The following is a 12,016-nucleotide window of genomic DNA, read 5'->3' on the forward strand; positions in this document are numbered from 1 at the left end:
CCAGGGTCAAAACGTTTTGATGATTGCTTCAAAACCAAACACTAAAAAAAGTAATTTAAACATTATTTTGGGGTATCATTATGGATACTGGAATAGTAGCATTAACAACTTATAAAATTCCAATATATTTGGAGAAATAATTCTATGAAAGTTGAGGTGGCACAAGATCTGTACCCTTCTAGGGGAGACAAGAGTGGATTTATTAAAAGAAAAGAGCAAATCATTTATGGTACTATTGAACAATTTAAAAAGGCTCAACTTGATAACAAAGAAGTTACTTTTTATAAAAAAAATGGGTACTTGATTATTGAAAAGATGTTATATTTTAATGAATTAAATAATTTAAAAAATGAAGCTAAAAAAATAAAAAAAAATCCTTATAAGAATCTGAAAATCCAGAAATTATTAGAGAGATAGACTCTAAAATCGTAAGGTCTGTATTTAATATTCATAAAACTAATGAAATATTTAAAAAACTCTGTTACAGTCGGAAGATTTTAAATATTGCAGAAGCATTGCTAGGAAGCCCAACGTATATTCATCAATCAAGAATGAATTGTAAAGATAGATTTGATGGTAAAGGGTTTTATTGGCATTCAGATTTTGAGACTTGGCATAGTGAAGATGGTATGCCTAACATGAGAGCTGTAAGCTGTTCTATTTTGCTTACTGATAATAATGAGTTTAATGGTCCATTACTACTAGTACCAGGCTCTCATAAATACTTTATTCAATGTCCGGGGAAAACTCCAGAAGCTCATTATAAACACTCTTTAAAGAAACAGGAATATGGCGTACCTACAAAAGACTCAATCACCAAAATAATCAAGAAACATGGTATAACTTCGTTTAAAGCCAAAGCAGGTTCGGTTATATTTTTTGATTGTAATATAATTCATGGTTCATCTGACAATTTATCACCATTTCCTAGATATAATCTTTTCTTTGTTTACAATAGTATATACAATAAATTGATATCTCCCTATGCTGGCACAAAACCAAGACCAGAATTTATTGCATCAAGAGAGCATTAATTTATTATAGATAAATCAAATAGAATTTATCTATAAATTATCAAAAAGTCGTAAGCATTCAGCTCTCAGCTCTCAGCTCTCAGCTCTCAGCTCTCAGCTTTGAGCTTTTAAATAAAACAAGTAAGCATTCGTTTAATCTTTGTTACGTCAGCTGAATGCTGACGGCTGACGGCTGACGGCTGACGGCTGAATGCTTACAAAAAGTCTCTGTTGGAGTTGATTATTTTATTAGCTTGACTCACTATTTATTTCATAAAAACCTTCTTTATTATGTACCTCTTCTCCAGTCAAAGGAGGATTAAATACACATATCATACGCATGGTTTCTGTTGCTCTTAAATAATGTCTTTCGTGCTTGTTCAAAAAATACAAAGTACCATCTGAAATAGGATGTATTTCACCTGTTTCTATGTCTTCTATTTCTCCATTTCCAGCTACACAATAAACAGCTTCGATATGATATTTATACCAAATATAAGTTTCTGTTCCAGCATGAATTAAAGTATCATGTAGAGAAAAGCCAACTTGGTCATCTTTTAATAAAAAACGACGACTTGTCCAGTTGCCATTTGGTGCTTTAACTTCCCGCTTTGTTCCAATAATTTCTTTTAAGCGACGTACAATCATATAGTATTTCTTATTTACATATACTAATTACTACATATTGTATCCCACATTCCGCAGGTTTGTTACACCAGTAGATAATATTTTTGGCAGGGAGCACCAAGAAACTGAAGAATCCTGTGATGCTCATGAGTTAAGTTGACAATTTGCTCGACTCCGCCTAGGATAACTAAATGAATCGACTGAAAGCACTGAAATACCCACCGCATTGTCGGGGTAGCCGTCGGCTTACCCAATTGGTTGTTAATAGTTTGCTTAGTCCGGGCGAGAGCTTGGCGTAAGGCTCTTTGGGCGAGAGTGTAAACCAATAAACAAAGACGGTCATCAAAGAGAAGCAGTGGTTCACTCCCCTCTCCGACGAAGATGTTCAGTGGCAATGCCATTCAAAGAATTTTTCAAATAGGTATAGTGGAGCGCTGACTAAGCCCTTACCATTGATAATCATGGCTTTTACCGCTACTTATGCACTGAGCTTCTCTTGGGAGTGGGTTCCCAACTCCTGGTTAATTTGTTCCACTAGCCCGATCTGGTCAATGATGCCTGCCACTATGCCACAGTGGTCAAGATCTTGTACTCTAACTCTAATTGAAGATGCTATTGGTTTCATCCATAGAAAATACCATAGTTATCCTCTCTAACCTGCGGAATGTGGGTTGTATGACTAATTTTCAGCAAAAACTTCTCTTACCGCTTCTGATAATTTATTTAATCCTATATTTAACACCTCTTCTTCAATAATCAGTGGCGGTAAAAATTTAACTACTTGACTGTTGCTACCACAAGTTTCCACTAATATTTTTTTTTCAAATGATCTGGTGGAAACTTGTTTTGCAAAACCTTCTTTCGGCATTTCTAGTCCCCAAATCATACCTCTACCTCTAGCTTGCATTTGTAATTCTGGTAATTCATCAGCCAGTTTTTGTAATGATTTTTGAATAATCTTAGATTTATATTCAACAGCCTTGGTTAAATCATCGTTTTCCCAATAACCAAGTAACTCCGTTGCAGCAACAAAAGCCAAATTATTACCTCTAAATGTACCTGTATGTTTTCCAGGAAGCCATTGATCAAGTTCTGGACGAATCAATAGTAGTGCCATTGGTAGCCCACCTCCAATGGATTTAGATAAACAAATCATATCTGGCAGAATTCCAATTTTTTCAAAACTAAAAAAGGTACCTGTTCGTCCATTACCGACTTGTATATCGTCAATAATAAATAATATATTAAACTCACGACATAATGCCTGAAGTTTTTTTAACCAAGTTTCACTAGCAATATTAATACCGCCTTCTCCCTGTATAGTTTCCACAATTATTGCGGCGGGTATCTCAATACCACTACCGGGATCTATTAATAGTTTTCGCAAATAGTTAATCGTGTCAACGTCTTTGCCGAAATAGCCATCAAAAGGGACATGATCTACATTTATCCTGAGACTATAAGCTTTATCATGATAAAACTGATTGCCTGTTATAGCAAGTGATCCCATCGTTAAACCATGATACCCATTGGTAAAAGCAATGATATTAGAACGCTTCTTGACCATACGAGCTAGTTTCAAGGCTGCTTCAACTGCATTAGTACCAGTTGGTCCAGTAAATTGCAGTTTATATTCAAGATTTTTGGGTACAAGAATAGTATCTGAAAACTTTTGCATAAAATTCCTTTTGGCAACAGTTGCTTTGTCTAGTGAGTGTACAATACGATTGTTTTGCAGATAGTCTATCCAAGCATTTATCACTTTGGGATTATTATGTCCATAATTCAAAACCCCTGCTCCGGCAAAAAAATCAATATATTTATTTCCCTGTTCATCATAAATTACTGCACCTTCAGCCATATCAAAAACAGCAGGAAAAGAACGAATATAACTTCTAACATTTGACTCTAAAGACTCTATGATTTTCATGATTTATCAATTAATTTTTATTTAATTTAAGAGGAAAAATTTTATATAAAATCTCAGGAGCGTGTGATTCTGTATCAAAATGATAAACATCAAGAAATGAATTGGTTTGGCAATTAGCTTTATTTTCCTCGGCAAAACCCATAAAAAGATTTTGTGATAATTTATTTGCCGGTGAAATGGTTGTTTCTAAACTTTGAATATCACTAAAATTTGGTTGTTTGGTTAGCCATTTTAACATATTCGTGGCAACTTTTCTGCCTCTGGCTTTTTCGGCAACGGCTACCTGCCATATAAACAGGCATTTCGAATTTTCGGGCTTTAAATAACCAGAGATGAAACCGATTATTTTCTGCTCATATTCTGCAACAACACAAGTATTTTTAAAATCACTACAAATAAGATAATAATAGTATTGGGAGTTAACATCTAAAGGTGGGCATTTTTTGATTAGATGATAAACCTCAAGTCCATCTTCTAACCTTGGATGTCTGTAAGTTATAATAGAATCGGCTTTCATATTTAGTTGACTTTTTTTTTATTTTTTGTTATTGAACCAATCATCACAACACATGCATAATTGTTCAAAGCAAAGGGACATCGAGTTATGGGTACTCTATTTCATTTGAGCATTTTTTTTGAGTGAAATAGTAATCCTTAAGCTATTATACCTGCATTTAATTATTTTTATTTTTTAATTTTTATTAATCGCTAAGAGAAGGAATTCCCACAAGACTCTGAAGGGGTGACGAAATAGCCTGAAACGCTTTAAATGTAAAGTGTTCACCATTTTGTGGAAAAAAAAAGATAGGTCGATTATTTGCAACAAGACCTACCAATTTAAAATGTTACCTGCATTTTACCAAAACCACTTAAGGTGCGCTTTCCGTAGGCGAATTAAATTCGCCTACGGAAAGCGCACCTTGAGATGACGCAAGTAAAAGTAAAATTAACAATTGTAGTGTTAGATATTGGCCAGGAGTCAGATGAGTCTCCAACACCGTCTGGTAGAATTGTTGAAAAAACTGGCATCCGGGAAGCAGTCACCCTTACTCTAAGTCTGGTAACCATTAGCCTCAAGCTGAAAGCCCATGGGGGAAAGAGCTTTGGTGCTTGCCTGGCACAAATTGCCGGAATTGGATAGAATCAGTGACGGGATTTGCGATCGCACAACTCCTCCAAGGGCTAAACTGTCTTAAGCCTTAATCCTTTATTTTTATGATGCTACCTGGTCAAGAACCCCCAGAACTCCTGAAAAAACACCTATTTTTCCAAGGAAGACGATTTAGCTTCGAGGTGAATAATCTACGTCTTCCTAATCAATCAGAAGGGCAATGGGAATGTATCCGTCACCCTGGTGGTTCCTTGGCGGTACCGGTAACACCCGATGGGAAACTGGTACTCGTACGGCAATATCGCTTTGCTGTTAGTGGGCGTCTTTTGGAATTCCCTGCTGGTACGGTAGAATCCCATGAAAGCCCAGCTGAAACTATTAAACGGGAGATAGAAGAAGAAACTGGCTATCGCGCTCATCGCTGGAAATCTTTGGGTAAATTTCCCCTTGCTCCTGGCTATTCTGATGAGTACATTTATGCGTTTCTGGCGCAGGATTTGGAGAAATTGGAAGCCCCTCCTAAGCAAGATGCTGATGAGGATATAGAGGTGGTTTTAATGACACCAAAGGAGTTAGAACAAGCTATCTTGGAGGGTGAGCCAGTGGATGCTAAATCTATTTCCAGCTTTTTTATGGCTCGCCCGTTCTTGAATGAGTAACCTGATTCTCTTCTGGCATCGCCGTGATTTACGCATTTCTGACAATGTGGGACTAGCTGCTGGTTTTGAGCTCAGTCCCAAGCTTGTTGGTGTTTTCTGCCTTGACCCTACTATTCTAGAGCGGGATGATATTGCGCCAGCAAGAGTAACTTATATGATTGGCTGCTTACAACAATTGCAGCAAAGTTACAGACAAGCTGGTAGCCAACTATTAATATTACATCAAGACCCTAGGCAAGGAATTCCTAATTTAGCTGCTGCTCTGGAGGCTAAAGCTGTTTGTTGGAATTGGGATGTGGAACCTTATTCTAAGGAACGGGATCAAGCTGTAGCAGCAGGGTTGAAGGAAAAGGGTATTGCTGTCTATAACTATTGGGATCAGTTATTACACGCACCAGGAGACATTTTCACTAAGTCTGGCAATCCCTATAGTGTCTACACTCCTTTCTGGAAAAATTGGCAAGGTCAATCTAAGGCACAACCTGTAGCAACATTGAGTAGGGTTGAATCCTTGACGGAAATAGAACAAGACCATGCTTTGGCAGCAGGGGTGATTGATTTACCTAGTGCTAGAGATTTGGGGTATGTCTGGGAGAATGAATTGTTAGTGCCACCAGGGGAAAAGGTAGCCCAAGAGATACTGGAGAAATTTTGCGATCGCACTATTGGGGATTATCAGGAACAACGTAATTTCCCAGGGGTAGATGGTACCTCGAAACTTAGTGCTGCTCTCAAGTTTGGTGTGATTGGGATTCGCACGGTTTGGCAGGCCGCTCAGAATGCTTATAATTTGAGTCGCAGTGATGAAGCTCGTCAAAGTATCCAAACTTGGCAACAGGAACTGGCTTGGCGGGAATTTTACCAACATGCCATGTATTTCTTCCCAGAATTAGCACAAGGGCCTTATCGCCAGAAATTCCAAGATTTTCCCTGGGAGAATAATCCAGAATTCTTTCAAGCTTGGTGTGAGGGCAAGACTGGCTACCCGATCGTTGATGCTGCGATGAGGCAGTTAAATCAAACCGGATGGATGCATAACCGCTGTCGGATGATTGTTGCTAGTTTTCTGACTAAGGATTTGATTATTAATTGGCAGTGGGGGGAAAAGTATTTTATGCAGCGGTTATGGGATGGAGACCTGAGTGCTAATAATGGTGGTTGGCAATGGAGTGCCTCTAGTGGGATGGATCCTAAACCATTGCGAATTTTTAACCCAGCTAGTCAGGCTAAAAAGTTTGACCCGGACGGTGAGTATATTCGGGAATGGTTACCAGAGTTGAGTTCTGTGGATACGGAGTATGTGGTAACTGGGAAAATTCCTGAAAGCGATCGCGAAATGTGTGGGTATCCAGCACCAATTGTCGATCATAATCAGCAGCAGCGTCGGTTTAAGGAGTTGTATAAGGAATTGCAGTGATGCCAAGGCGTTGCTTAATAATGGAATGATTTTAAGAGTGAGGTGGAACTGGCATCAGGCGTGGAACTGGCATCTTGTGTAGAACTGGCATCTTGTGTAGAACTGGCATCTTGCCAGTTTCCTCCTTATTTTCGAGCGGGCAGGATGCCCACTCTACTCCTATTGATTCCAAGATTCAGCAATGCCGATGCCAAAGATGGTGCGTTACGGGGCGGGCTGTCCCAACAATGGCGCTCGGAGTTGAACATGAGGGCAAACCCGCCCCTAAGGCACCCTACGTACTCTCTTCTTGCTCCATGGGCAGGAAAGCTTAGGAGGCTTAATCCCTGGTAATTACCGGTAGTTATTTGCAAAAACCGTAGATGTATCCATCTTTCCGGTGTATCGCCGAAATATCTTGAGGCTTGCAACTTTTGTATCCTTTCATCCCCAGAGGGTTGAATCCAAAGCTGCCCTTACTCCTAGGGGTGACTTTGCCTATGCCCAGTTTCTGGTGTCTCGCTATATCCCCAGTCATCCATCCTTTAACAGGCTTCAGTGGGTTGTGCCTAATAGGGTAACCGTACTTGTTGAGAGCCGCTTTCTGTCGTCCTCCCTGCCCTTTACAGGTAACAAATAGAGGTTGTAACGTCTTGAGATCTAAGTTTTCAATATTTCCTACACAAGCGGCGTCAATCCAGTGCTGCTTAGGTAGTCCTAGCCAAGTCCTGTTGTACTTAGTCTGCGCTCCTGTTCCAGTGACGACTACTTTAGTATCTTTCAATACCTTGACCAATTTGTTCCGAGTTGCGTTTACCGCTGCTGCATCCAATAATGGTTGTTTGGCTTTGGTTTTGATTTTTTGTAGTAGGCTGGGTTTCTTTTTTAGAAACTCTTCTATGGGCTTGTTTCCTTTGCGCTGATTACACTTTTCGCAAGCCAAACAGAGATTACTTACTCTGTTACTACCACCCTTTGATCTTGGGTGAATGTGCTCGATCTGTAGAGGGACATTTTGCCTCCCGCAATAAGTACATTCTCTCCCCCACTTTTCGAGTAAATACTCTCTGACTTCGTAGCCAGCTAACTCGCCTTGTTGGTACTCTACTCCACTGATTTCAGGGTTTAGCATTTTTTGAGTGTCAAACTTAACTCGTTCAATCCAGATTTCACAGACTGGGCAGAATTTAATTAATCGCTTAACCCAAGTTTCAGTTGTCAAAATCCTGTGTTCTAAACTAGGAGGAAGCCAGCCCTGTGGTCGTTTGCGGTTAAGGAATCTGGGCTTTCGGTAACGAGTGTTGCGATTACGTCTTCCGCGTCTGACAGCTCTTCTAGATTCCAGTTTTTTCTTGATCAATCCTCCTCTGTGTTCTAATTCCATTCCCCAAATAACTTGCCCGTCTCGAACCAGGGCGAACCCAGTAGTCTTGCTACCCGGGTCAATTTTTATTTGGCAAGGTGAGATAACTGGATTAGCGATCGCAGTCTTCAAGATGATTGTAAATGGATACATTCTAAAGACAGCTGCTTTTCCTTTTTCTAGCAGGCGGCGAGCCTTCTTTGGGTGAATAGGATTTAATGGTTGCTTGTTCACGTCAATAACAAAAACATAATTTTGCATCGTTAAATGCCTCAAGTTGGTAAGGTGTGCCTCGACAATGTTGTAAAAGCTTGTTGAGCTAACTACACGGTTGCCTTCGTCTTAATAGTTAGCGATAGAGCTACAAACTGGCGTTCATTTGTAGGTATCATGGCTTGAACAACGTAGTAAATGAATACTTAGTCTGCATCCTGGTTGGCAATTCCTGGAGTTACCGGAAATTACCAAGGCTTAGGCCAGGAGTCTATCATCAAAATCAACCAACCTATGCTAGGGTAACATTCCATCATGAAGACTCATTTCTTCAAGAAGTAATAATTCCCTATTACGAAGAACTAGGCTTAGTACCCAGACCAACAAGTTTGGATGAATTTGCTACCAAGCCAATTCCCGAACTGCCTAGTGATGCTGCCACAAAAAAAGCCATGTACCAACGGCTGCGCAACGAATATTATGCTCATTTCAATCAGTATCGCCATCTACTGGAAGCAAACTCCCCTCGGGTATTAGATCGGGTTCCCAAGGAAGAAATACGAAACTATGTAGTTCACCAACAAGATGCCAATAGTGACTTCGCGGTTTTGGCAGTCAGAGAAGTAGAGATATTCTGTCCTTTCAGTAGATCCGAAGTTGAAAAGATCGCCTTAGTAGACATACCCGGTTTAGGGGACCTCAGAGTAGGGGATGAAAACCTGATGCTACAAACCCTAGGGGAGCGAGTGGATGTAGTTCTTTTTGTGCGGAGACCAGACTCTGTACGCTACGGCTGGGAAGCAAGAGATACAAAACTTTATGACACAGCCCATAAAGCCCTCAATGACCTGCCAGAGCGGTCTTTCATGGTACTCAACAAAATGAGCAGTGCTGATAAATACAACTCTAAAGGCTGTGAAACCCTTAAAAGAACGATTCGGGAAAACCACATAGAGGTGGTTAATTGTGTAATCGCTGACTGTTCTAATCCTGACCAAGCAAATCAAGTTCTGGAGTTAATTCTAGATTACCTAGTTGACAACATTGAAGACCTCGACAGTAAATATGCCAAAGCTTACCAAGACCATATAGATATCCTCCACAAAGACTTAGAAACTGATTTACAGAAAGCCAGTAAAGCCCTAGCTGGATTTGGGGATGAAGACCAGTTATTTGTGGACCGATTCAAGGAATTTAAAGAAGAACTATCTGACAGTCTTGAAAAATTCCTCAAAAAACTCAGAAAAGACCGGGAAACAGTTGATCCTTACTTTAAAGCAAAAGTCGATACTGTAATGAAAGCCTGCCAAAGTGACCCGGGAATTCCAGCACTAGAAGAAATTGAAAGACAACGCACAGACCGATTCGGAGGCTCTTACAGGGTAAGAATTCAGGTGAGAGGGGTTGACAAAATCAAGAAATCCGGTATGGTGACGGCATGAGCGAAAAACCGAAACCCGAAAAACTAGCTCCCCCCCAACTCAAGCAACTGACAACGGAGCAGTTGGTGGTCATGATACTAGAGCAGCAAAAGCTGATTGACCAACTGGAGCGAGGAAGTAGCCCTGCTCAAGCTCAGACTCAGACCCAACAGCCAAATTACCTCACAACCGCCATAGCGCGGACTTAATTCAGAAATCGGAAAAACCCAAACCGCCAGAGTCAATAGCCCCTCAAGCCAAAAGAAAACCTGGAGGGCAGCCGGGACATCAAGGAAAAACCAGAAAAGGTATGGCGCGAGTAGACCGCTACCAAATTGTCAGACCATCAGTGTGTCCCAACTGTGGCGGCTGTTGAATTCCTTGATGCACCTTTATCTGTAAGCCGTAAACAAGTCGCCCAACTCGTAGAGCGTCCCGTAGAAATAGTCGAATATCAGTATCACACTTGCAAATGTGTCCATTGCCACAGGCTTTGTCATTGAAGCCAAAGCCCCTGGAGTCATCCCAGGACTTGACTTGGGCATCTCCAACAGCGCGATGCTGGCAAGGATTGGAAATCACGGAAACCTATCCGAAGAAAAACAACAAGAATGGCTACTAGAGTTGACAGGACTCAAAATTGGAGTGGGAACTAATGCCGCCACCAATCGACGACTGGCGCAGTCGGTAGCTATACCTATTCAAGAACTTTGGCAGTGGGCGCAACAACAGCAACACCTGCACGTTGATGAAACCCCGTGGGGAGTGGCTGGAGTAAAAGAATGGTTGTGGACTGTTGCCGGAGCCAAATTTTCGGGCGTTCCATGCCGCAGATACCCGAGGGCGGGTGGAACTCGAACAAATTGTGGGTTCCGAATTTGCATAAGTCCTCAGTTGAGATGACAGAGCGTGTCTATAACGGTTACAAAGTCGCTCACCAGCAGAAGTGTTTAGCTCATCAGCAGACGGCACTTCAAACAAGTACACCGCTTGGGTCATGGCAATAACCCGAAATTGGGACAACGGTTCTTGGATTTAATTGATGAGGCCAACGATTAGCATCAAAAATGGCTCCAGACTCAATAGGAGATCTGCCTATCGAGGGTGGGTAGCTCAGTTCAAACCCAAGGAACGAGAAAGCTTTGGAGCAATGGAGTTCTCAAGCCGGAGCTGCAGCTGGGCGAATGCTGCGAACTCTACGAAACAAAGCTGCCCAATGGTGGTATTTCCGTATAGCACCGATGAAGTTCCACCCGATAATAATCGAGCGGAAAGAGCATTGCGTCCAGCCGTGACCAAACGTAAAGTCTGTGGCGGTTCCCGTTCCATGGAACGGTTTCGGGAAACAGCCGATTTACTCAGCGTCATCCAAACCTGCCGTGTCCAGGGTCGAGAGGCTGTGGAATTTTTCCGACAAGCTCTTGAGGCTACCGTTTCCCCAACGGTTTCTTATCCTTCCCTGATTCCAATGACCTGAATTCTTACATCAAATCTAACGATTTTTTGAGAAAGATCTGACAAAGGATCAGCACTTAAAATGGTCCGTACACTTGCCCTTGATTTTGATCAACCCGATCACGCACCCGAAAACTCCAGCCATTGGTACTGTTGTATTCGGCTACGATGCTCACACCATGCTGAGAATTATAGATACTATTGACAATGTCATCATTAGCACCAGCACTCATGTGAAACAGATATGCTGGGTTTTGATTTTGGATCTCCTTTAGGCGAACTACATATTTAGTACGGTCGTTTATAAAGTTGTTGTGTTCCACAGTTACATGCTGACGATCAGGTCCATAGGCGATAAACTGGCAACCATTCATTTGATCGGTGAACATATAATATGGTTTTTGGTTCTGAGTGGGCAGGATATATTTGTTTTCGTTATTGGCGATTGGGTGAACGTAGTATCCTGGGATTTTTGTTCCAGAGCTAGCACTTTGAAGGAGCGCAGCGTGACTTCCCTGCTCTTTAAATTGGAAGGTTCCGTTTTTGGGAGGAAGCTGAGCCGGGATCAAAATAGCGTACTTCCCCATAAAACTCTTAAAGTCATTTAAAAATTCCTGAGTTAGTAACATTTACGGTGTCCTCTATCATTGATATTGATTTCAACAAAAACCGATCCTCTTTACTTCAATTATATCATGTCCGGATAAGGGCGACCGATGAAAGACGCTCAAGGAAGTGGAGATTCCGAAATCTCCCAATGTAGCTAGGGTTCAAGCTACGTCCCCACCCGAAGGAGCACTTCGAGATGGATATGGCGGTTTCGACTAC

General features: G+C 41.2%; 15 protein-coding genes and 2 pseudogenes. 10 read left to right on the forward strand and 7 right to left on the reverse strand.

From position 1 onward, the window contains the following. Positions 1–144 precede the first annotated feature (144 nt). The gene (locus F6K53_RS33710) at positions 145–417 is read left to right on the forward strand and encodes a hypothetical protein (protein WP_293021987.1); all 273 of its coding nucleotides are present in this window, start codon (positions 145–147) and stop codon (positions 415–417) included. A 29-nt stretch (positions 418–446) separates the two neighbouring features. Beyond that, positions 447–1,034: a phytanoyl-CoA dioxygenase family protein gene (locus F6K53_RS33715; protein WP_293021990.1), complete on the forward strand. Its 588-nt coding sequence runs from the start codon at positions 447–449 to the stop codon at positions 1,032–1,034. A 228-nt stretch (positions 1,035–1,262) separates the two neighbouring features. On the opposite strand, the gene F6K53_RS33720 is transcribed toward F6K53_RS33715, so the two are convergent. From F6K53_RS33720 to ectA, 5 genes and pseudogenes are all read right to left on the reverse strand, one after another. Continuing rightward, on the reverse strand, positions 1,263–1,661 hold the full coding sequence (locus tag F6K53_RS33720; protein WP_293021988.1) for an ectoine synthase: 399 nt from the start codon (positions 1,659–1,661) through the stop codon (positions 1,263–1,265). Between the two features lie 62 nt (positions 1,662–1,723). After that, positions 1,724–1,975, reverse strand: a pseudogene (locus F6K53_RS33725) (IS1634 family transposase); the annotation flags it as partial. Between the two features lie 50 nt (positions 1,976–2,025). Further along, a pseudogene (locus F6K53_RS33730) lies at positions 2,026–2,265 on the reverse strand (DUF4277 domain-containing protein). 54 nt (positions 2,266–2,319) lie between these two features. After that, on the reverse strand, positions 2,320–3,570 hold the full coding sequence (gene ectB, locus F6K53_RS33735) for a diaminobutyrate--2-oxoglutarate transaminase (RefSeq protein ID WP_293083718.1): 1,251 nt from the start codon (positions 3,568–3,570) through the stop codon (positions 2,320–2,322). A gap of 10 nt (positions 3,571–3,580) precedes the next feature. After that, positions 3,581–4,087, reverse strand: a complete 507-nt coding sequence (gene ectA / locus F6K53_RS33740; protein WP_293071693.1) for a diaminobutyrate acetyltransferase — start codon at positions 4,085–4,087, stop codon at positions 3,581–3,583. 408 nt (positions 4,088–4,495) lie between these two features. Here ectA and F6K53_RS33745 point away from each other — a divergent pair, with 408 nt between their 5' ends. The 4 genes from F6K53_RS33745 to F6K53_RS33760 all read left to right on the forward strand — a co-directional run bounded on the left by F6K53_RS33745 (position 4,496) and on the right by F6K53_RS33760 (position 7,090). After that, positions 4,496–4,711 carry a hypothetical protein gene (locus F6K53_RS33745; RefSeq protein WP_293019356.1) on the forward strand — a complete coding sequence of 72 codons (216 nt, stop codon included), beginning with the start codon at positions 4,496–4,498 and terminating at the stop codon, positions 4,709–4,711. Positions 4,712–4,788: 77 nt separating this feature from the next. Further along, the gene (locus F6K53_RS33750) at positions 4,789–5,340 is read left to right on the forward strand and encodes an NUDIX hydrolase (protein ID WP_293019401.1); all 552 of its coding nucleotides are present in this window, start codon (positions 4,789–4,791) and stop codon (positions 5,338–5,340) included. Then, on the forward strand, positions 5,333–6,757 hold the full coding sequence (locus F6K53_RS33755; protein ID WP_293019354.1) for an FAD-binding domain-containing protein: 1,425 nt from the start codon (positions 5,333–5,335) through the stop codon (positions 6,755–6,757). The genes F6K53_RS33750 and F6K53_RS33755 overlap by 8 nt, the downstream gene beginning before the upstream one ends. A gap of 42 nt (positions 6,758–6,799) precedes the next feature. Continuing rightward, positions 6,800–7,090, forward strand: coding sequence for a hypothetical protein (locus F6K53_RS33760; RefSeq protein WP_293019352.1), 291 nt, complete (start codon positions 6,800–6,802; stop codon positions 7,088–7,090). A 10-nt stretch (positions 7,091–7,100) separates the two neighbouring features. On the opposite strand, the gene iscB is transcribed toward F6K53_RS33760, so the two are convergent. Beyond that, positions 7,101–8,360, reverse strand: a complete 1,260-nt coding sequence (gene iscB / locus F6K53_RS33765) for an RNA-guided endonuclease IscB (protein ID WP_070391698.1) — start codon at positions 8,358–8,360, stop codon at positions 7,101–7,103. Between the two features lie 134 nt (positions 8,361–8,494). Here iscB and F6K53_RS33770 point away from each other — a divergent pair, with 134 nt between their 5' ends. From F6K53_RS33770 to F6K53_RS33785, 4 genes are all read left to right on the forward strand, one after another. Further along, positions 8,495–9,754 (forward strand): GTPase domain-containing protein, encoded by a 1,260-nt coding sequence (locus tag F6K53_RS33770; RefSeq protein ID WP_293019348.1) that lies wholly within the window; start codon positions 8,495–8,497, stop codon positions 9,752–9,754. Further along, positions 9,751–9,942 carry a hypothetical protein gene (locus F6K53_RS33775; RefSeq protein ID WP_293019346.1) on the forward strand — a complete coding sequence of 64 codons (192 nt, stop codon included), beginning with the start codon at positions 9,751–9,753 and terminating at the stop codon, positions 9,940–9,942. Before F6K53_RS33770 ends, F6K53_RS33775 begins: the two co-directional genes overlap by 4 nt. 265 nt (positions 9,943–10,207) lie before the next feature. Continuing rightward, on the forward strand, positions 10,208–10,636 hold the full coding sequence (locus F6K53_RS33780; RefSeq protein WP_293019344.1) for a transposase: 429 nt from the start codon (positions 10,208–10,210) through the stop codon (positions 10,634–10,636). A 313-nt stretch (positions 10,637–10,949) separates the two neighbouring features. Beyond that, positions 10,950–11,210, forward strand: a complete 261-nt coding sequence (locus tag F6K53_RS33785) for a transposase (protein ID WP_293019342.1) — start codon at positions 10,950–10,952, stop codon at positions 11,208–11,210. A gap of 55 nt (positions 11,211–11,265) precedes the next feature. Here F6K53_RS33785 and F6K53_RS33790 read toward each other — a convergent pair whose 3' ends face one another. Beyond that, positions 11,266–11,817 carry a hypothetical protein gene (locus F6K53_RS33790; protein ID WP_293019340.1) on the reverse strand — a complete coding sequence of 184 codons (552 nt, stop codon included), beginning with the start codon at positions 11,815–11,817 and terminating at the stop codon, positions 11,266–11,268. Between the last annotated feature and the right edge of the window lie 199 nt (positions 11,818–12,016).

Source organism: Moorena sp. SIO4A1 (genome assembly GCF_010672065.1).
In the GTDB taxonomy this organism is placed as follows: Bacteria; Cyanobacteriota; Cyanobacteriia; order Cyanobacteriales; family Coleofasciculaceae; genus Moorena.